Origin of the sequence: Pseudoclavibacter sp. JAI123, assembly GCF_013409665.1 — a bacterium.
Classification (GTDB): Bacteria; Actinomycetota; Actinomycetes; order Actinomycetales; family Microbacteriaceae; genus Pseudoclavibacter.
This window is the reverse complement of the sequence record NZ_JACCCM010000001.1, coordinates 597795-617321: the sequence shown is the minus strand read 5'-3', so window position 1 is coordinate 617321 and position 19527 is coordinate 597795. Positions and strand designations below refer to the sequence as shown.

The following is a 19527-nucleotide window of genomic DNA, read 5'->3' as shown; positions in this document are numbered from 1 at the left end:
GGCGGCAGGATCCTGCTATATCGCCGTCGTGACTTCGTTCCTAGCCTGAACCCATGTCCATCCTCCACGCACCCGTCGCGAGCAGCGTTGCTCAGGACGACGACACCACGACCACAGCCGACCGGCACATCCCGCGAGCGCAGTTCGAGACCCCGTACGCCGACGCACTCCGCTCCCTCGCCTCCCACGACTGGCAGCGGATGCACGTGCCAGCCCACCACGCGAAGGCCGTGAACGCACCTGGCGTGGCGAGCCTCGTGGGCGCAGACGCGCTCTCGCTCGATTTCCCCATGCTGTTCAGCGGCGTCGATCAGAAGACGTGGCGCCTCACGACGCCGGGCCGCGTCACCCCGCTCATGCGGGCGCAAGATCTCGCCGCGGATGCGTGGGGTGCGAGCCGCGTCTGGTTCACGACCAACGGCGCATCGGGCGGCAACCACGTCGCGACGACCGTCGTGCGCGGCCTCGGCACAGAGTTCGCGGTGCAGCGCAGCGTGCACTCGAGCGTCATCGACGGCATCACCCACACCAGCCTGACGCCCAACTTCGTGCACGGGGCCGTCGATTCCGGGCTGGGGGCGGCCCACGGCGTGACCGCGGCGCAGGTCGCTGCGACCCTCGCCGAGCATCCCCAGTCTGCGGCCGTCTACATCGTCACCCCGAGCTACTTCGGCGCCGTCGCCGACGTGGCCGCGATCGCCGGCGTCGCGCACGGGCACGGGGTGCCGCTCATCGTCGACGAGGCGTGGGGCTCGCACTTCGGGATGCACGCGGAGCTGCCCACCAACGCGGTGCGGCTCGGCGCCGACCTCGTCATCTCCAGCACCCACAAGGGGGCGGGCTCGCTCACGCAGTCGGCGATGCTGCAGCTCGGGCACGGACCGCAGGCGCGGCGCATCGAGTCGCTCGTCGACCGGGTCGTGCGCTCGTACCAGTCAACGAGTTGCAGCGCCCTCCTTCTCGCCTCGCTCGACGAGGCGAGAAGGCACCTGGTGACTCGGCCGGATGCGGTCGAAGCGGCCCTCGCCGCCGCCCGGCGCATCCGCGGGCTCGTGCACGACGACCGCCGCTATCGTGACGCGACACCCGACATCCTCGCGAGCCCGGATGCGATCGCGAACGACCCCTTCAAGATCGCCATCGACACGCGCGGCGCCGGCATCACGGGCACGGATGCGCACTACCAGCTGCTGCGCGACCACCGCGTGTACTGCGAGCTGTCGACCCCGTCAGCTCTGCTCGTGCTCGTCGGCGCGACGGCGCGGGTCGATGTCGAGCGGCTGTGGGGTGCGCTGCAGGCGCTGCCGGAGGCGGAGGTCGAGCCCGTTCGCCCGGTCTCGCTGCCCGCGAGCTGCGAGCGCGCCATGGGCCTCTCGGACGCGTTCTTCAGCCCCGTCGAGACGGTGCCGTACACGGAGGCGGTCGGCCGCATCTCCGCGGACTCCCTCGCCGCCTACCCGCCAGGTGTGCCGAACGTGCTGCCCGGCGAGGTCCTCAGCCAGGAGGTCGTCGACTTCCTCCGGCACACGGGAGCCGCCCCCTCCGGGTACGTCCGCGGCGCGAACGACGCAGAGCTCAGCACGTTCCGCGTGGTCGCCTGACCCTGCGGCCGTGGCGCGGCCGCCAGACCTCGATCCGCCGTCAACCTCAGCAGTCAACTTCAGCATCAAGGCATCAGCACAAGGGAGTGTCATGTCCACGACAACCAGCGCGACAACCGCCACGAAACCGCCGCAGGGCGAGATGCAGCGCGGCCTCAAGAACCGCCACCTGCAGCTCATCGCCATCGGCGGCGCCATCGGGACGGGGCTCTTCCTCGGCTCCGGCAAGCTCATCAGCGTCTCCGGGCCGTCGATCATCTTCGTCTACATGGTGATCGGGTTCTTCGTCTTCTTCATCATGCGCGCCCTCGGAGAGCTGCTGCTCTCGAACCTCCACTACAAGACCTTCGGCGACATCGCGAAGGACATGCTCGGCCCGTGGGCCGGGTTCTTCGTCTCCTGGAACTACTGGTTCTCGTGGGTCATCGCGTGCGTCGCCGACATCGTCGCCATCACCGCGTACGTGCAGTGGTTCAACGCCGACATCCCGAGCTGGCTGCCCGCCCTCATCGCGGTTGTCGTGCTGACGGTCCTGAACCTGCAGCCCGTGAAGTGGTTCGGTGAGACCGAGTTCTGGTTCGCGATCATCAAGATCGTCGCCATCCTGGGCCTCATCGCCGTGGGCATCGTGCTCATCCTCACCCGATTCCAGAGCCCCGACGGCGACACCGCGACCCTCTGGAACCTCTGGGAGCATGGCGGGATGTTCCCGATGGGCGCGAGCGGGTTCGTGCTCGGCTTCCAGATGGGCATCTTCTCGTTCATCGGGGTCGAGCTCGTCGGCACTGCCGCCGCCGAGACCGAGAACCCCCGCAAGACGCTGCCGAAGGCCATCAACTCGATCGTCGCACGCATCCTCATCTTCTACGTCGGCGCCCTCATCGTCATCATGAGCGTCACGCCGTGGGACAAGATCGAGCCGGGCAAGAGCCCCTTCGTGTCGACGCTCGCGATCGCCGGCTTCGGCCTCGCGGCGTTCGCGATCCAGCTCGTCGTGCTCAGCTCGGCCGCGTCGAGCGCCAACTCCGGCCTGTACTCGGGCACCCGGATGCTCTTCGGGCTCTCGAAGGACGGTCACGCCCCGAAGGGGTTCGCGATGACCAGCAGGCAGGGCGTGCCGACGAAGGCCGTCTTCTTCACCTGCGTCTTCCTCTTCTCCGCCATCCCGCTGCTCTTCGCCGGCGACGAGGTCATCGCCGCCTTCACGTTCGTCTCGTCGATGTGCGCGACCCTCATCCTCTTCACGTGGGGCTCCATCGTCGTGAGCTACATCGTGTACCTGCGGCGCTACCCCGAGAAGCACCGCGCGTCGAAGTTCAAGATGCCGCTGGCCCGCGTCGCCCCGTGGCTCGTGCTCGCGTTCTTCGTCTTCATCGCCGGCACGCTCATCTACGGCGACGACACGCGCCTGCCGTTCCTCGCAGCCCCCGTCTGGTTCCTCATCCTCGCCGTGCTCTGGCAGCTGCAGAAACGGAAGCTGCAGCGGGAAGGGCGACCGCTCACGGCCCCGATCCCGACCATCGCGCATCCGCTCGACGAGGACGAGTAGCGCGGCCCGTGTCGCGGACACCGGGTCGGCGCCGTTGTCGGGGGTGGCTGGTACCGTTCCCGGCGTGAACATCCTGCTGCTTTCTCGCTGCACGGGTGCGCTGGCACCCTTCCTCGCCGACTCGACTGGTGGGGCAGCTCCGCTCCGCCTCGGCTACATCGACGACGCTCAGGCGGCGTTCGCGGAGGCTCCGTTCGTGCGAGCGGAACGCGATTCGGTGGCGAAGCTCGGCCATGAGATCGTCCGGATCACCGTTCGCGACTTGGACCCGACCGAGTTCGAGCGCGTGCTGGAAGGGCTGGATGCGGTGTACGTGGCCAGCGGGAGCACCTTCGCGCTCCTCGAGGGGCTGCGCGTTTCCGGCTGCGACGAGCCCTTGGTCAGGTTCGTGCGAGCGGGGCTCCCCTACGTCGGCTCCAGCGCCGGGTCGATCATCGCGGGGCCCGACGTCACGCCTGCGTCGCTGATGGATGATCCTGCGGATGGGCCGACGCTCACGGATCTCGCCGGCCTCGGCTTGGTGGAGCAGACGGTCATCCCGCACGCGGACGGGCAGCTGCCGCCCTACCCGCCGGAGCTGATCCGCAGAACCGTGGACGCCTACGGCCCCGACTACCCGCTGCTCCCCCTCGCCGATGACCAGGCGCTCGTCGCCACTGGAACTGGTGCGAAAGTGATCGAGTCACCCTGCACGGGGTGATCACGGAAAGGTTCGACAATGCCCCTCCCCTCGCCCCTGGACACGTTCAAGCGCATCGCCGTCGCGCCCATGGCTGGCGGCCCGAGCTCCCCCGCCCTCGTCATCGCGGCCGCAAGAGCAGGACACTTCGCGCAGCTCGCTGGCGGGTACAAGACAACGGCGGCCCTGGAGGCGCAGATCGCTGAGGTGACCGAGGCAGGGGTGCCGGTGTTCGGTGTCAATCTCTTCGTCCCCAACCCACACCCCATCGACGAAGCGGGGTACGCCGCGTACTGGGAGCGCATCCGGCAGCACGCGTCCACGCACGACGACGCCGCGACCATGGCGCCCAGGCTGGAAGACGACGACGAATGGGCGGAGAAGCTGGATGCTCTCATCCGCAGTCGAACCCCGGTGGTGAGCTTCACGTTCGGGCTCCCCTCACCGGACGTGTTCCGGAGGCTGAAGACCGCTGGGATCCTCACGATCCAGACGGTGACGTCCGTCGACGAGGCGCGACGGGCTGCAGCAGCCGGCGCCGATGCCCTCACCGTTCAGGGGTACGACGCCGGCGGTCACAGCGGCGTCTGGGATGCGGACACCTTCCCGGAGAACGTCCCGCTCGCGACGCTCGTCGAGCGCGTGCGCACGGTCACGGACCTGCCGCTGATCGCATCGGGTGGTATCACTCGTCGCGACCGGGTGCGCGAGGTCCTCGACGCGGGCGCAGACCTGGCCGCGGTCGGAACCGCGGTGCTCCGGTCCGACGAGAGCGGAGCGTCCGCGACGCACAAGGCGGCACTCGCGGATGACCGCTACACCGAGACGACCCTCACGCGTGCCTTCACCGGCCGCCCCGCACGGGCGCTCGTGAACGCCTTCGTCGAAAGCCACGCGGATGCGCCCGTCGGGTATCCAGCTCTCCACCATCTGACCCGCGCGATGCGGGCGAACGCGACGGCCGCGGGTGACAGCACGCTCGTCAACCTCTGGGCAGGACAAGGGTGGCGCGACGCCGAGGAAGGCCCGATCGTCGCGATCCTGGATGCCCTGGAGCCTTGAGACGGTGCCCCTCAACCGGGCGGCAGCACCCCGACCGAGAACCCGAGCATGAGGGAGAGACCGCTACAGTGCCGTCCATGCAGTCCATGCGCAATGAGAGCAAGCGGAACGCCGGAACCTTCGGGCTGGTCCTGCTCATAACGGGCGCGGCGTTCACGATCGTCTCGGCAGTGCTCCTGGCGACGGGCAACGCCAGCTGGCTGAACGTGGCCACCGGAGTGTGCGTCACGATTGTCGGCTTCTCCAGCTACTCCAGCGGCCGCAAGGAGAGGCGCCAGCAGGAATTGGAGAATGACGCCCGGGAAGCCCGCGAGCGCGAGACCGGCTACGGCTCAGGTGCCCCCGAGCTGTGATCGGAGGTCGTCGCCGGTAGGGCGAGCGTGGAGTCAGCTCGATGACAGATCCGGGGCCGCGACCGGAACAGCATGTCCGCCAGCAGCCATGATCTCGTCGACGAGCCCTTGAGCGGTGGTCGCAATGATCTGGAAGTGATCGCGCTCGGCAGTCGTGCTCTCGTCGCGCTCAACGCTGTCGAGGGCGGCGTCGGCGTACTCCTGAAGAGCGGCGATGAGGACCGCGTGGCGTCCCTCGTCGGTCAGATCGAGTGTCACGTGGTGGGGAGTCTGCTCAGTCATGGCGGCAGTCTCGCACTCTCACCCGAACCGAATGTGAGTCTGCACCCGGAGGGCAGAGTCGCTCGCCGAAGCGGCGTCAGGTCGACTCCTGCACCCGCCACGTCGCGGAGCGGCGGCGCGATCCCATCGCCATCCAGACCAGCAAACCGATGAACCCCGCCAGGCACAGCACCCCGCCCCCGAGGCGGACGCCAGGAGGCAGCCCCCACAGCTGAGCCGAGGAATCGAACAGACCGAAGATCCCGCTGAGGATGAGGAACCCGGCCCCCGCCCCCAGCAGCCCCGCGAGCGCGACGATCCACCAGAGAGCCCTGCGCGTCCAGGTCCGCGGCGCGAAATGGTCCGCGTACTGCTGAGGTGTCCCGAACGAATCCAGCGGGTCCTCCCCGGATTCCGCCGTGTGACTCCGCACCTCCCGAACGATGCGCTCGATGGCATCGATCGGGACGTCGCGAAGTTCGAGCTCGTCGGTCAGTTGATCACCGTAGTCGTCCAGCTGTCCGCTGCTCATCTCGTGTTCCTCTTCTCGGCGAGAACCGCCGCCGTCGTCGTCGTGAAGTCCTGCCAGAAGCGTCGGTGCTCCTGGAGTCGGTGCCGGCCAGCATCGGTGATCGAGTAGTACTTGCGCCCCGGCCCCCCGGAACCGTCCTGCCACGTCGAGGCGAGGACACCGTCCTGCTCGAGGCGAGCCAGCAGCGGATACAGGGTGCTGCCCTTGATCGTCCCGAACCCTGCCGTCGCGAGTCGCTGCGCGATGAGGTACCCGTAGGCGTCCTCTTCGCTCACGAGTGCGAGCACCGCTCCGGGCAGGGCAGCTCGCACCCACTCGCCCGGCCAGTCAGTCGAAGTCATGACTAGATCATTGCACGGACTAGTGCGCATTCGCATCTAGTCCGCTTCGCGGCGCATCCATTCCACGTCCAGCACGGACGGGCAGGATGCGCACATGAGGAAGCTGCTGCTGAACACATACGCGTGGGTGGCGCTCGCGTTCTTCATCGTCGCGCTCATAGATCTTGGCAACGACGGCAGCATCTGGATCGTCTGGTTCGCGCTCGGCGTGGTGTTCGCCATCATCGCGTACCGCAAGCCGAACCCGAGCACACGAACCGATCCACACTCTGACGGCCCGAACGAAACCGACGGCAACGACAGCAGCGACAGCAGCAGCAGCAGCAGCAGCAGCAGCAGCGAGGAGACACCATGACCGCAGACTTCAGCAACGGCGACCGCGTGAGCTGGAACACGTCGCAGGGGCGCACGCAGGGCAAGATCATCGAGAAGAAGACCACGGACTTCCAGTTCGACGGGCAGAAGTTCACCGCATCGACGGACGAGCCCGCATACCTCATCGAGTCGGAGAAGACTGGGGCGAAGGCCGCGCACAAGGGGTCAGCGCTCCGCAAGCTCTCGTAGGCTTGCCCGCATGGCAGACACCGTTCTCGAGACCGCCGATCGCCACTACGAGACGTCGCTCGACGGCAACGACGTGCGGCTGGTGGTCGCCGACATGGACGGCACGCTGCTCCTCGACGACCACACCGTTCCCGACGAGTTCTGGGCGCTGCTGACGCGGATGCGCGAGGCAGGCGTCGAGTTCACGCCAGCGAGCGGCCGCCAGTACGCGACGCTCGCGAAGCTCTTCGAGCGTGACTCGGAGGGCATGTCGTTCATCGCCGAGAACGGCACCTTCGTGGTGCGGGATGGAGCGGAGGTCAGCTCGCTAACGCTCGAGACCGCGTTCATCGCGCGCGCGATCGCGCTCCTGCGGGGCCTCGCCGCAAGTGGCCACGACCTCGGCTTCGTGCTGTGCGGCAAGAAGTCCGCGTACATCGAACGCGGCGACGACGAGTTCATCGCCGAGGCCCGCAACTACTACGAGGCGCTCACCGTCGTCGACGACGTGCTCGACACGGACGACGAGTACGTGAAGATCGCCGTCTACGACTTCGCTGAGGTCGAGACGGGCGCCGCCACCGAGGTCGACGAGCTCCGCGAATCCCACCGAGTCGTCGTCTCCGGCCACCACTGGATGGACATCATGCCGCCAGAGGCCAACAAGGGCAGGGCGGTTCGGCAGCTGCAGGAGCGCCTCGGCGTGACCGCCGCGCAGACGGCAGTGTTCGGTGACTTCTTCAACGACGTCGAGATGTTCCGCGAGGCCGACCGCTCCTACGCGATGGCGGGCGCGCATCCAGAGGTGAAGGAGCTAGCGCGGTACCTCGCGCCCTCCAACCAGGAGCAGGGTGTGCTCACCGTCGTGAGCGCGCTGCTGGACGCGAAGGGATAGGTGTCGAAGCGACCTCCACCTAGCGTCGCGCAACGCAGTTTCGACTCTGATGGGTTTTGCCAACCGGTGATGGGTTCCGCCGGACCAGCGTGATGGGTTACGCCGACTGGTGGTGGGTATTTTCCCATCACCAGTCGCGAAAACCCATCAATCTGACCGGCTGGAACCGAGCCAGCCCGGCGGCCAGCCCAGCCCAAAGCAGTTGTGGCACTGTGCTGTTCCCCGGAGCGGGAGCAGCACAGTGCCACAACGTTCCGCGATCGGCGGGCGCATCCGCCGGTCAGCGAAGCGTCCGAAACTACGCGCGGTCGGGTGCCGCCTCGATGAACGACGTCGGCACGTAGCGCTTGAGCTGCGTGACGTGCGACGGGTTGAGCTCTTCGAGCGTGTGCGCGCCGAGGAGCTTCATGGTGCGGATGATCTCGTCGGAGAGGATCGCGATGGTGCGGTCGACGCCCTCGCGTCCGCCGGCCATGAGGCCGTACAGGTAGGCGCGGCCGATCATCGTGAAGTTCGCGCCGAGCGCGACCGACGCGACGATGTCGGCGCCGTTCATGATGCCGGTGTCGACGCCGATCTCGAGGTCCTTGCCGACCTCGCGTGCGACGGCGGGGAGCAGGTGGAAGGGGATCGGAGCCCGATCCAGCTGCCGCCCGCCGTGGTTGGAGAGGACGATGCCGTCGACGCCGAGGTCGGCGAACGTCTTCGAGTCCTCGAGGTTCTGCACGCCCTTGATGACGATCTTGCCCGGCCACATCTCGCGGATGACCTTGAGGTCCTCGAAGTTGATCGTCGGATCCATGGCCGAGTCGAGCAGCTCGCCGACCGTGCCGCCCGTCGTCGCGAGCGACGCGAACTCGAGCTTCGGGGTGGTGAGGAAGTCGATCCACCACCAGGGGCGCGGGATGGCGTTGATGATCGTGCCGACCGTCAGCTGCGGCGGGATGGAGAAGCCGTTGCGCTTGTCGCGCAGGCGGGCGCCCGCGACGGGGGTGTCGACCGTGAAGTGCAGCGTGTCGAAGCCCGCCTTCGCGGCACGCTCGACGAGGCCGTAGGAGATCGAGCGGTCCTTCATGACGTACAGCTGGAACCAGTTGCGGCCGTTCGGGTTGACCTTCGCGACCTCTTCGATGGTCGTCGTTCCGAGCGTCGACAGCGTGAACGGGATGCCCGCGGCCGCGGCCGCACCGGCTCCGGCCGTCTCGCCCTCGGTCTGCATGAGTCGCGTGAACCCGGTCGGGGCGATCGCGAACGGCATCGCCATCGGCCCGCCGAGGACCGTGCTGGACGTGTCGACGTTCGCGACGTCGCGCAGCACCGACGGGTTGAACTCCACGTCGCGGAACGCGGTGCGCGCGCGGCGCAGCGACAGCTCGCCCTCGGCGGCGCCGTCGGTGTAGTCGAAGGCCGCCTTCGGGGTGCGGCGCTTCGCGATGCGGCGCAGGTCCTCGATCGTCAGCGCCGAGTTGAGGCGACGGCGGCGACCGTTGAGGTCGGGCTTCTTGAACTGCATGAGCTCGAGCAGCTCAAGGGGCTTGGGGGCTTGACGTTTCACCATGGGGCAGCTGCCTTCGCTTCTATCGGGTGTGCTTCGGGTCGTAGCGGATGATCTGCGTCGATCTCGCGACGATGGATCGGATCTCGGCGAGGCTGTCGGGAACCCAGCCGTGTGCGCGTGCCTGCACCAGCAGGTTACCCATGGCGGTCGCCTCGACGGGGCCGGCGAGCACGGGCAGGCCCGAGCGGTCGGCCGTCACCTGGCAGAGGAGCGTGTTCTGCGACCCTCCGCCGACGATGTGGATGGCGCTCACCGGATGCTCGGCGAGGTTCGACGCCGTCGCGACGGCGTCGGCGAAGGCCTGCGCGAGGCTCTCGACGATCGAGCGGACGATGCCGGCGGGCGTCGTCGGCGCTTCGAGGCCACGCTCGGTGAGCCAGGCGGTGATGCGTCCGGGGATGTCGCCCGGCGCCATGAAGACGGGGTCGTTGACGTCGAAGATCGGCACGTCGCCGGCGACCTGCGCCGCGTCTGCGAGCAGCTGCTGGAGGGTGCTCGAGCGCTGCGCATCCGTCGACGCGGGCTCCCAGTGGCGCTGCGATTCGGACAGCAGCCACAGGCCCATGACGTTGTGCAGGAAGCGCACGCGGCCGTCGACGCCGCCCTCGTTCGTGAAGTTCGCCTCGCGGGCGGCGTCGGTGACGACGGCCTCGTCGAGCTCGAGGCCGACGAGTCCCCACGTGCCGCACGAGACGTAGGCGAAGTCGCGGCCCGTGTTGGGGATGGCGACGATCGCGGAGGCGGTGTCGTGGGAGCCGACCGCGACCACGTCGATGTCGCGTCCGACAACCCGAGCGGCCTCACCCTTGAGCGAGCCGAGCACGGCGCCCGGGTCGACGAGGTGCGGCAGGATGCGCGCGGGCACGCCGACCTGCTCTGCGAGCTCCGCATCCCACTCGCGAGTGTCGGCGCGGAGCAGACCGGTCGTGGAGGCGTTGGTGCGCTCCGCGACCTGCGCGCCCGTCAGCCAGTAGGCGAGCAGGTCGGGCAGGAGCAGCATCTGCTCGGCGAGCTCGAGCAGCTCGCCGTCGGTGGCCAGCTGGAAGACCGTGTTGAACGGCAGGTGCTGGAGGCCGTTGCGGCGGTAGAGCTCCTCCGGCGACACGATGGCGTGCACGGCCTCGACGCCGCGCGCGGTCCGCTCGTCGCGGTACGCGTACGGAACACCGAGGACACGACCGTCGCGCAGCAGCGCGTAGTCGACGGCCCACGAGTCGATGCCGATGCTCGCGATCTGGCCGGGCGCATCCCGCTCCGCCGCCGCCAGCCCGTCGAGGACGTGCTGGTACAGGCCGAGGAGGTTCCAGTGCAGCCCATCGCGGGTGCGCACCGGGTTGTTCGGGAAGCGCGCCTCGTGACGCATTGTGAGCACGCCATCCGTGATCGTGCCCGTGATGACACGACCGCTCGTGGCGCCGAGGTCGACCGCCGCGACCGTGCGAGGCGCATCCGCCCCACCGCGGCCGCCGGCAGCCGTCCCCTTCGCAGCAGACTCGGTCATCGCAGGAAGGCCGCCGCGACGCCCGAGTCGACGGGGATGTGCAGGCCGGTCGTGCGCGTGAGCTCCGGGCCCGTGAGCACGTACACCGCGTCGGCGACGTTCTCGGGCACGACCTCGCGCTTGAGGATGGTGCGGTTCGCGTAGTACTGGCCGAGGTCTTCTTCCTTCACGCCGTAGGTCGCGGCGCGGTTGGCGCCCCAGCCTGCCGCGAAGATGCCGGAGCCGCGCACGACGCCGTCGGGGTTGATGCCGTTGACGCGGATGCCGTGCTCGCCGAGTTCGACCGCGAGGAGGCGGACCTGGTGGGCCTGGTCGGCCTTCGTCGCCGAGTAGGCGATGTTGTTCGGGCCGGCGAAGACGGAGTTCTTCGAGGAGATGTAGATGACGTCGCCGCCGAGCTTCTGCTCGATGAGTGCCTTGGCGGCGGCCTTCGACACGAGGAAGGAGCCCTTCGCCATGACGTCGTGCTGCAGGTCCCAGTCCTTCTCGGTCGTCTCGAGCAGCGGCTTCGAGAGCGAGAGGCCGGCGTTGTTGACGACGAGGTCGATGCCGCCGAACGCGAGGAGGGTCGCGTCGATGGCGGCCTGCACGCCGGCTGCGTCCGCGACGTTCGCCGCGACGCCGATCGCGACGTCGGTGTTTCCGAGCTCAGCCGCTGCGGCCTGCGCCTTCTCGAGGTCGAGGTCGGCGACGACGACGCACGCGCCCTCTGCCGCGAGACGGGTAGCGATGGCCTTGCCGATACCGGATGCGGCGCCAGTGACGAACGCGATGCGCCCCTGGTGCGTCTTCGGCTTCGGCATGCGCTGCAACTTCGCCTCCTCGAGTGCCCAGTACTCGATGCGGAACTTCTCCTCGTCCGAGATCGGGGAGTAGCTCGAGAGCGCCTCGGCGCCGCGCATCACGTTGATCGCGTTCAAGTAGAACTCACCGGCGACGCGTGCGGTCTGCTTGTTCTTGCCATACGAGAACATGCCGACGCCCGGGACGAGCACGATGAGCGGGTCGGCGCCGCGGATGGCGGGCGACTCGGCCGTCGCGAACTTGTCGTAGTAGGCCTTGTAGTCGGCGCGGTACGCCGAGTGCAGCTCTTCGAGGCGGGCGAGCTGCTCTTCGACGGATGCCGTGGTCGGCAGGTCGAGCACGAGCGGCTTGACCTTGGTGCGCAGGAAGTGATCGGGGCAGCTCGTGCCGAGGGCGGCGAGCTCGGCGAGCTTCTCGCTCGCGAGGAAGTCGAGCACCCGCTCGTCGTCGGTGAAATGCCCGATCATCGGGGCGTCGTGCGACGCGACGGCGCGGATCGAGGGTGCAAGTGCCGCCGCACGAGCGCGACGCTCGTCTGCGGGGAGCGCCTCGAAGCCGCTCACGACGCCGCCGAACGGGTCGGCTTTGCCGTGTGCATCGATGTATGCCGCTGCAGTGTCGATGATCCAGAGCGAGTTGCGCTCCGATTCCTCCGATGTGTCACCCCAGGCCGTGATGCCGTGGCCGCCGAGGATGCAGCCGATGGCCTGCGGGTTCTCGTCCTTGATGTTCGCGATGTCGAGGCCCAGCTGGAAACCGGGGCGACGCCAGGGCACCCAGACGACCTTGTCGCCGAAGATCTTCGCCGTCAGCTCCTCGCCGTCGGCGGCCGTGGCGATCGCGATGCCGGAGTCGGGGTGCAGGTGGTCGACGTGCGCCGCATCCACGAGGCCGTGCATGGCTGTGTCGATCGACGGGGCCGCACCGCCCTTGCCGTGGAGGCAGAAGTCGAAGGCCGCGACCATCTCGTCCTCGCGCTCGACGCCCGGGTAGACGTTCGTGAGCGCACGGAAGCGGTCGAGGCGCAGCACGGCGAGGCCCTGCTCGGTGAGCGTGCCGAGGTCTCCCCCGGAGCCCTTCACCCAGAGGAGCTCGACGGGCTCACCCGTCACGGGGTCGGTCTCGGTGCCCTTCGCGGACGTGTTGCCACCCGCGTAGTTCGTGTTCTTCGGGTCTTTCCCGAGGCGGTTGCTGCGCGAGATGAGATCGGCTGCTGCTGGGTTCGTCATGTCAGTTCCTTCGAAGCTCTGAGGTCGTGAAGTCGGGGGCTGGTCGGCGCGGTGGCGCTTACGCGCCCCAGCTGGCCTGGACGCCGCCGACGCGCTCCTCGGCGACCTGCTGCTCGTAACCGGATGCGCGGAACGCGGCGAGCGGGTTCGCGGGCAGGCCGCGCGACTCGCGCCACTCGGCGAGGGCGGGACGCACATCCGTCGAGAACGCATCCATGTAGACCTCGTGCGCGACGAGCACGTCGCCCGACTTCTGGGCCGCCGTGAGGGCGTCCTTGTCGATGAGCAGCGCGCGCGCCGTCATCTCCTGCACGTTGAGGACAGAGCGCATCTGGCCCTGAATCTTCGACTCGACGTTGTGGCACTGGTCGAGCATGAAGGCCACGTCCGGGTTGTTCAGCCCGCCGCCGCGGATGACCTCGGCGAGGATGCGGAACAGCTGGAACGGGTCTGCCGAGCCGACGATGAGGTCGTCGTCGGCGTAGAAGCGCGAGTTGAAGTCGAACGAGCCGAGGCGGCCGAGGCGCAGCAGCTGCATGACGATGAACTCGATGTTCGTGCCAGGCGCGTGGTGGCCGGTGTCGAGGCAGACCATGGCCTTCTCGCCGAGGGCCGCGACCTGCACGTAGCTCGTTCCCCAGTCCGGAACATCCGTGTGGTAGAACGCCGGCTCGAAGAACTTGTACTCGAGCACGAGGCGCTGGTGGTCGCCGATGCGGGCGTAGATCTCCTGCAGCGAGTCGTGCAGGCGGTCCTGGCGGCCGCGCAGGTCGGCCTGGCCGGGGTAGTTGGAGCCTTCGGCGAGCCAGATCTTCAGGTCGCGCGAGCCGGTCTCGTCCATGACGTCGATGCAACGCAGGTGGTGGTCGATGGCCTTGCGGCGCACCGCTGCGTCTTCGTGCGTGAGGGCGCCGAACTTGTAGTCGTCGTCCTGGAACGTGTTCGAGTTGATGGTGCCGAGCTCGACGCCGAGGTCTTCAGCGTGCTTGCGGAGGGCGGCGAAGTCGTCGACCACGTCCCATGGGATGTGCAGGGCCACACTGGGGGCGAGCGCGGTGTACTTGTTGACCTGGGCCGCGTCGGAGATCTTCTCGAACGGGTCGCGCGGCGTTCCTGCCGTCTGGAACACCTTGAATCGGGTGCCTGAGTTGCCGAACGCCCAGGACGGGAGCTCGATGCCCTGTCCTTCGAGCGCTGCAAGCTGGTCTGCGGAGAGGATGCTCACGGTTCGTCGCCTTCATTGGTCGGTTGTGGGTCTGCCCCGGGCCGAACGACGTCGTCCACGGCTCCGGGAACACGATCAGGTATTGAATCGTTTCAGTGCGTTCAGGTTACGAGGCGGCGTCCGCGAAGTCAAGAACGTTTCAATCGCGTCGCAGCGCCGGGGCAGAACTGCCCGCCGAACGCACGACGCCGCGCCGAGGACGAGGTCCGGGAGCGCTCACCCGTGGCCTATCCTGCTCAGTACACCAAAGGAGGCCCATGGCAGTCAGCGTGCGCGACGTCGCGACTCTCGCCGGCGTCTCCGTTGGCACGGTCTCGAACGTCCTGAACCACCCCGAGAAGGTGTCCGAGGCAACCGTCGAGCGCGTCCAGTCGGCCATCGAGGAGCTCGGCTTCGTCCGCAACGACGCCGCCAGGCAGCTGCGCGCCGGCGAGAGCCGCACCGTCGGCCTCATCGTGCTCGACCTCCGCAACCCCTTCTTCACCGAGGTCGCACGCGGCGCGGAAGAGCGCGCCGCCGAGCTTGGCTTCTCAGTGCTCGTCGCCAACAGCGACGAACAGGAGGAGCGGGAGCGCACCCACCTCGGGCTCTTCGAGGAGCAGCGCGTCTTCGGGGTGCTCGTCACGCCCATGGCGGCGAACATGCCCCAGCTCGAGCTCCTGCACAAGCGCGGGACGCCGGTCGTGCTCGTGGACCGCGAGAGCGACGACGAACGCTACCCATCCGTCGCCGTCGACGACCGAACGGGCGGCCGCATCGCCGTCGAGCACCTCCTCGAGACCGAGCACCGACGCATCGCGTTCGTCGGCGGCCCGATGGAGATCCAGCAGGTCACCGACCGCTTCGAGGGAGCCCGCGACGCGGTGAGCGAGGTCGCCGGCGCGACGCTCGAGGTGCTGGCGACGGATGCGCTCTCCATGTCAGAGGGTCGGCGCGCGGGGCTCGTCCTCGCCGAGCGAGGCGCCGCAGAGCTGCCGGACGCGGTCTTCGCCGCCAACGACATGCTCGCGCTCGGCCTCCTCCAGAGCCTGCAGGGGACCAGCCATGCGAGGGTGCCGGAGAACATCGCCCTCATCGGCTACGACGACATCGACTTCGCCGCCTTCGCATCGACCTCCCTCAGCTCCATCCACCAGCCGGCGCACCTCATCGGCTCCAAGGCCATGGACCTGCTCGTCGCCTCCGCCCGCGACCCGAAAGCCAGCCCTGAGCACATCCGCTTCACTCCGGAGCTCGTGCCCCGCGCGTCCACAACGCCCCGCGTCTAGCGCCCCGCGCCGCTCAACCTCCTGCAGACCTGGGGTTCGCGCACCTCCCCGCGCCGCCCGGCATGCACAACCCCCAGGCCTAACGGCAACCCGCGCGCAGACCTCGGGGTTGCGCACGCGCATCCGATGGTGCGGATGCTCAAGCCCCAGGTCTTGCAACCGGGGCGGAGGCAGCAGGCAGGCAGGCAGCAGACGCTCAGAGGCGCCTGTGCCCTCAGACCAGGTCGAGATCCATGAAGACGTCGGCACGCGAGTATGGCGTCGGTGCGTGCGCCGATGCTGGCACGTGTCGGAATCCGACCGACTCGTAGAGGCGAACGGCCGGAGCCAGCGACTGGTTGCTCTCGAGCATGAGCTTCGTGAGGCCCTGCTCGCGCGCAGTCTCGATCGCGGCCGTGATGAGCATCCGCCCGATCCCCGCCCCGCGGGCTTCCGGGGCGACCGCCATCTTGACCAGCTCAGCGACGCCCTCGCCGACCCGCAGTAACGCGACGCAGCCCACGCGCGCCTCACCGTCGCGTGCGATCAGCACCGTCCCGCCCTGGTCGACGATCGCGCGCTGAGGGTCACCGAGCACGGCACGGTCGGCGTCCTCGAGCGCGAAGAACGTGGTGATCCACTCCTCGTTGAGGGTGCGGAATGCCGCCGCGTCCGCGTCATCCTGCAGCGGGGCGAAGGTGATGGTCGTCGTCGTCATGAGCTGAGTTTCGCGAAGCGGAGGCCGCGAGTCCAATACGGATGCGCACGCATCCATAAGCTGGATGCATGGATCTGGAGATTCGAGCGCTTCGGTCGTTCCTCGCGCTCGCCGACGAACTGCACTTCGGCAGGGCCGCGGCCGCGCTGCACGTGGCGCAGCCCGCGCTGTCCCAGCAGATCAAGCGACTCGAGACGGAGCTCGGCGTCGAGCTGTTCGCCCGCTCCTCCCGCAGCGTGAGCCTCACCGCGGCGGGCGTCGTGCTCCGCGAGCGGGCCATCTCGCTGGTCGCGCAGTCCGAACGCATCGTGGATGAGGTCACCCGCATCGGCCGCGGAGAGCAGGGCAGACTCGACGTCGGGTTCGTCAGCTCAGCACTCCCGCTCGGCCCCGTCGAACGGGTCCAGCGGTTCGGAGCACGATTCCCTCGAGTGCACATCGAGCTCTTCGAAGGATGGACGGCGCACCTCCTCGTGAAGGTCGCGCTCGGCGAGCTGGACCTCGCGATCGTCCGCGACCCGGACCCCGTCGACGGTGTGCGGCTGACGCCGTTCCGCGCGGAAGGGTTCGTGGCAGCCGTGCCCCTCGCGCACCCACTCGCGACGCGGGGCAGCATCCGCGCGAGTGAGCTGGCCGGCGACCCCTTCGTGTTCTTCCCCGCCGAAGCCGGGGCGCTGGCGACGGAACGCAACCTCGCGCCAGTGCTGGCAGGCGGGCGGATGCCGACCATCGTGCAGACGGGGAGCACCTGGACGACGCTGCTGCACCTCGTCGCGGCTGGCATCGGGGTGACCGTGGCTCCCGCGAGCACCGTCCTCTCCCCGCCGCCAGGCATCGCGGTGCTCGGTCTGAAGGACACCGGCGCCTTCAGTGAGCTCGCGTGGGCATCGCGCGCCGACGATCACCGGCCCATCCTGCGCGCCTTCATCGACGTGGACTGAGAGATCATCGCCGGGGGTCGGGGGCCCGCGCGACCCGTGCCCGCTCGCTCCCCACACGTATCCTTGACGCGTGAACCCTGAGCTCGCGCGCGCCGAGTCGCTCATCGCGACGATCCCCGACTTCCCGGAAGCGGGCATCCAGTTCCGCGACATCACCCCGCTCTTCGCCGACGGGCCTGCCCTGCGCACCGCCGTCGACGCCGTGATCGAGCCCTTCGCCGGAACATTCGACGTCGTCGCAGGCGTCGAGGCGCGAGGGTTCCTGCTCGCAGGCGCCATCGCCAACGCGACGGGCGTCGGCCTCGTCCCCATCCGGAAGGCGGGCAAGCTGCCGCGCCCCGCAGTCTCAGTCACCTACGACCTCGAGTACGGGACGGACCGGCTCGAGGCGTCGAAGGACCTCCCCGCCGGCACACGTGTGCTCCTCGTCGACGACATCCTCGCGACTGGTGGGACGCTCCGCGCCGGGCAGCAGCTGCTCGAAGAGCTGGGCTACACGCTCGCCGGCACGGCCGTGCTGATGGAGCTGCTCGAGCTCGACGGTCAGCGTATCTGCGGCCCCGTGCACAGTCTCTTCGAGGTCTGAGCTCGGCTCGACCTGCGCTCGCCCGCTGCGCGGCCCCAACCTGCGCGCCGCCTGCCCCTGCCAGCCCTCTGCGTGCCCTCAGCGTGCCGCATCGACGCACCCCTCGCCGGATGGGGCACTTTCGCCCCGTATCGGGCGCCTGGACGGGATGAAAGCGACCTATCAGCGGCGGGGCCGCGCCGACTCCCCGCGACAGGTGGCCGCTAGGCGCCGAGCTGGTCTTCGAGGTTGAAGACCTCGACGAGGGGTGACGCCGCCTGATCGGCGCGGCCGTCGAGTCCGTCGAAGAACTGGGACATGTCAGCCTCCCAGCGGGCGGCGACCGGGGAGGCCGCAAGGTAGGCGTTGGCGGCGGCCTCGTCGTCGACGTCGTAGCTGCCGAACAGCGTGCCGTCCGGGGCGAGGAACAGCGAGTAGTTGCGTCGCCCTGCGGCGGCGATCTCGGCGAGCATCTCGGGCCACACCTCGGCGTGACGACGGACGTACTCGTCGATGTGCTGCGGTGCGACCTTGAGCTGGAATCCGATTCTTGGCATGAGGTTCTTCCTATCTGGTTTGGCGGCTGGCCTGAGTGAGTGCCGTTCCGCATCTGCCGACCCGTCCGCCACCACCCACCTCCGCAAACATCCGGGAGGCGCAGCTGCGTTGCGCGACGAGCATGCATCTCCCGCATGGATGCGCTCGGGGGGGGATGCGCGGGGAACGACGGGCGCGCAGTGAGCGGGACGCGCAAACGCCGCGCCGGGAGGTGGCCCCGGCGCGGCGTCTGCAGTTCGGTTCGGCGTGGCGACTGGCGCCCGCCTTCAGCTGCTCAGTTCTTAGAAGCTGAAGTCGCCGATGTTGTCCTTGTCGAAGACGAAGGGCTCTCCGAGGAGGACGGTGCCGTCGGCGCCGACCGTGTACTCGCCGAGCTCGCCTGCGGTGAAGGTGTCGCCTTCAGCGCCGGTGATGTCGCCGGCGATGAGTGCCTGGGCTGCGAAGGCCGACAGGTAGCCGAGGTCTTCCGGGTTCCAGAGGGCGAACGAGGTGACGGTGCCGTCCTCGACGAACTCGCGCATCTGGTTCGGCGTGCCGAGACCGGTCACCGCGACCTTGCCCTTGAAGTCGGACGTCTGGATGTAGCGTGCTGCAGCCGCGATGCCGACCGTCGTGGGCGAGACGATGCCCTTGAGGTTGGGGTGCGTCTGGAGGAGAGCTGCGGTCTTGTCGAACGAGGTCTGGTCGTCGTCGTCGCCGTAGACGGTCTCGACGATGGTGATGTCGGGGTACTCGGTGCCGACGTACTCTTCCATCTTCTCGATCCAGGCGTTCTGGTTCGTGGCGTTGGCCGTTGCGGAGAGGATGGCGATCTCGCCGGATCCGCCGATCTGCTCGGCGATGAGGTCGATCTGCGCCTTGGCGATGCCGTCGGCGTCGGCCTGGTTGATGAAGAGGTCGCGGCACTCCGGGTTGGTGTCGGAGTCGAAGGTGACGACCTTCGTGCCGGCGTCGCGGGCCTCGTTGAGGGCGTCGCAGATGGCTTCGGGGTCGTTGGCGGCGATGACGATGCCGCCGACGCCCTGCTGCGTGAGCGTGTTGATGTAGCTGACCTGCGCGTCGGGGGTTGCCTCCGACGGGCCGACCTCGGCGAAGGTGCCGCCGAACTCGGTGGCAGCGGCCTGGCCGCCGACGCTGGACGCCTCGAAGTACGGGTTTCCGAGGTTCTTGGGGAGGAAGGTGACGGTGAGGTTGCCGGTGTCTCCGCCGCCTGCTGCGGTGTCGTCGCCGCCGGTGGTGCATCCAGTGAGCACGAGTGCTGCACTCACTGCGAGTGCGCCAGCTGCGCTCAGCCGCTTCGTTGCGAGCTTCATGGGGTTTCCCTTCGGGTACTGAGCCGCTCGGTGTTCCGGGCGACGGTTGGGG

21 protein-coding genes are annotated in these 19527 nt (G+C 68.6%); 11 read left to right on the top strand and 10 right to left on the bottom strand.

The window, feature by feature from the left end:
* The first annotated feature begins 53 nt into the window (after positions 1-53).
* The 5 genes from HDC34_RS02980 to HDC34_RS02960 all read left to right on the top strand — a co-directional run bounded on the left by HDC34_RS02980 (position 54) and on the right by HDC34_RS02960 (position 5244).
* Complete coding sequence (locus HDC34_RS02980) at positions 54-1601, top strand: aminotransferase class I/II-fold pyridoxal phosphate-dependent enzyme (protein WP_179555786.1); 1548 nt, start codon at positions 54-56, stop codon at positions 1599-1601.
* A gap of 91 nt (positions 1602-1692) precedes the next feature.
* A complete protein-coding gene (locus tag HDC34_RS02975; RefSeq protein WP_179555785.1) occupies positions 1693-3150 on the top strand; it encodes an amino acid permease in 1458 nt (485 codons plus the stop codon).
* Positions 3151-3214: 64 nt separating this feature from the next.
* Positions 3215-3850, top strand: a complete 636-nt coding sequence (locus HDC34_RS02970) for a Type 1 glutamine amidotransferase-like domain-containing protein (RefSeq protein WP_179555784.1) — start codon at positions 3215-3217, stop codon at positions 3848-3850.
* 18 nt (positions 3851-3868) lie between these two features.
* Positions 3869-4891: a nitronate monooxygenase family protein gene (locus HDC34_RS02965; protein WP_179555783.1), complete on the top strand. Its 1023-nt coding sequence runs from the start codon at positions 3869-3871 to the stop codon at positions 4889-4891.
* Between the two features lie 77 nt (positions 4892-4968).
* The gene (locus tag HDC34_RS02960; RefSeq protein ID WP_179555782.1) at positions 4969-5244 is read left to right on the top strand and encodes a hypothetical protein; all 276 of its coding nucleotides are present in this window, start codon (positions 4969-4971) and stop codon (positions 5242-5244) included.
* A gap of 33 nt (positions 5245-5277) precedes the next feature.
* On the opposite strand, the gene HDC34_RS02955 is transcribed toward HDC34_RS02960, so the two are convergent.
* From HDC34_RS02955 to HDC34_RS02945, 3 genes are all read right to left on the bottom strand, one after another.
* Positions 5278-5526: a hypothetical protein gene (locus HDC34_RS02955; RefSeq protein ID WP_104310170.1), complete on the bottom strand. Its 249-nt coding sequence runs from the start codon at positions 5524-5526 to the stop codon at positions 5278-5280.
* A gap of 76 nt (positions 5527-5602) precedes the next feature.
* Entirely contained in the window at positions 5603-6037 is a 435-nt protein-coding gene (locus HDC34_RS02950; protein WP_179555781.1) for a hypothetical protein, read from the bottom strand.
* Complete coding sequence (locus HDC34_RS02945) at positions 6034-6378, bottom strand: PadR family transcriptional regulator (RefSeq protein WP_179555780.1); 345 nt, start codon at positions 6376-6378, stop codon at positions 6034-6036. Before HDC34_RS02945 ends, HDC34_RS02950 begins: the two co-directional genes overlap by 4 nt.
* A gap of 94 nt (positions 6379-6472) precedes the next feature.
* Between HDC34_RS02945 and HDC34_RS02940 the strand changes: the two genes are divergently transcribed.
* Genes HDC34_RS02940 through HDC34_RS02930 form a run of 3 tightly spaced genes read left to right on the top strand, consistent with a single transcriptional unit; the run spans position 6473 to position 7816 of the window.
* On the top strand, positions 6473-6733 hold the full coding sequence (locus HDC34_RS02940) for a hypothetical protein (RefSeq protein WP_179555779.1): 261 nt from the start codon (positions 6473-6475) through the stop codon (positions 6731-6733).
* Complete coding sequence (locus tag HDC34_RS02935; RefSeq protein WP_179555778.1) at positions 6730-6942, top strand: DUF2945 domain-containing protein; 213 nt, start codon at positions 6730-6732, stop codon at positions 6940-6942. Before HDC34_RS02940 ends, HDC34_RS02935 begins: the two co-directional genes overlap by 4 nt.
* A 10-nt stretch (positions 6943-6952) precedes the next feature.
* The gene (locus HDC34_RS02930; protein ID WP_179555777.1) at positions 6953-7816 is read left to right on the top strand and encodes a Cof-type HAD-IIB family hydrolase; all 864 of its coding nucleotides are present in this window, start codon (positions 6953-6955) and stop codon (positions 7814-7816) included.
* 298 nt (positions 7817-8114) lie between these two features.
* Here HDC34_RS02930 and HDC34_RS02925 read toward each other — a convergent pair whose 3' ends face one another.
* The 4 genes from HDC34_RS02925 to rhaI are packed head-to-tail and all read right to left on the bottom strand — an operon-like array spanning position 8115 to position 14133.
* Entirely contained in the window at positions 8115-9374 is a 1260-nt protein-coding gene (locus HDC34_RS02925; RefSeq protein WP_104310164.1) for an alpha-hydroxy acid oxidase, read from the bottom strand.
* Positions 9375-9393: 19 nt separating this feature from the next.
* Entirely contained in the window at positions 9394-10875 is a 1482-nt protein-coding gene (locus HDC34_RS02920) for a rhamnulokinase family protein (RefSeq protein ID WP_179555776.1), read from the bottom strand.
* The gene (locus HDC34_RS02915) at positions 10872-12908 is read right to left on the bottom strand and encodes a bifunctional aldolase/short-chain dehydrogenase (protein WP_179555775.1); all 2037 of its coding nucleotides are present in this window, start codon (positions 12906-12908) and stop codon (positions 10872-10874) included. The genes HDC34_RS02920 and HDC34_RS02915 overlap by 4 nt, the downstream gene beginning before the upstream one ends.
* A 58-nt stretch (positions 12909-12966) precedes the next feature.
* A complete protein-coding gene (gene rhaI, locus HDC34_RS02910) occupies positions 12967-14133 on the bottom strand; it encodes an L-rhamnose isomerase (protein WP_104254704.1) in 1167 nt (388 codons plus the stop codon).
* Positions 14134-14390: 257 nt separating this feature from the next.
* On the opposite strand from rhaI, the gene HDC34_RS02905 reads away from it, so the two are divergent.
* On the top strand, positions 14391-15401 hold the full coding sequence (locus HDC34_RS02905; protein WP_179555774.1) for a LacI family DNA-binding transcriptional regulator: 1011 nt from the start codon (positions 14391-14393) through the stop codon (positions 15399-15401).
* Positions 15402-15615: 214 nt separating this feature from the next.
* Here HDC34_RS02905 and HDC34_RS02900 read toward each other — a convergent pair whose 3' ends face one another.
* Positions 15616-16098, bottom strand: a complete 483-nt coding sequence (locus tag HDC34_RS02900) for a GNAT family N-acetyltransferase (RefSeq protein WP_179555773.1) — start codon at positions 16096-16098, stop codon at positions 15616-15618.
* 68 nt (positions 16099-16166) lie between these two features.
* Here HDC34_RS02900 and HDC34_RS02895 point away from each other — a divergent pair, with 68 nt between their 5' ends.
* Positions 16167-17039, top strand: a complete 873-nt coding sequence (locus HDC34_RS02895; protein WP_179555772.1) for a LysR substrate-binding domain-containing protein — start codon at positions 16167-16169, stop codon at positions 17037-17039.
* A 70-nt stretch (positions 17040-17109) separates the two neighbouring features.
* Positions 17110-17625 (top strand): adenine phosphoribosyltransferase, encoded by a 516-nt coding sequence (locus HDC34_RS02890; RefSeq protein ID WP_104310158.1) that lies wholly within the window; start codon positions 17110-17112, stop codon positions 17623-17625.
* A 203-nt stretch (positions 17626-17828) separates the two neighbouring features.
* Here HDC34_RS02890 and HDC34_RS02885 read toward each other — a convergent pair whose 3' ends face one another.
* Together HDC34_RS02885 and rhaS are read right to left on the bottom strand one after the other, a co-directional pair.
* Positions 17829-18161: an L-rhamnose mutarotase gene (locus tag HDC34_RS02885; protein ID WP_179555771.1), complete on the bottom strand. Its 333-nt coding sequence runs from the start codon at positions 18159-18161 to the stop codon at positions 17829-17831.
* Positions 18162-18443: 282 nt separating this feature from the next.
* Positions 18444-19475: a rhamnose ABC transporter substrate-binding protein gene (rhaS, locus tag HDC34_RS02880; RefSeq protein ID WP_104310157.1), complete on the bottom strand. Its 1032-nt coding sequence runs from the start codon at positions 19473-19475 to the stop codon at positions 18444-18446.
* Positions 19476-19527: the final 52 nt, after the last annotated feature.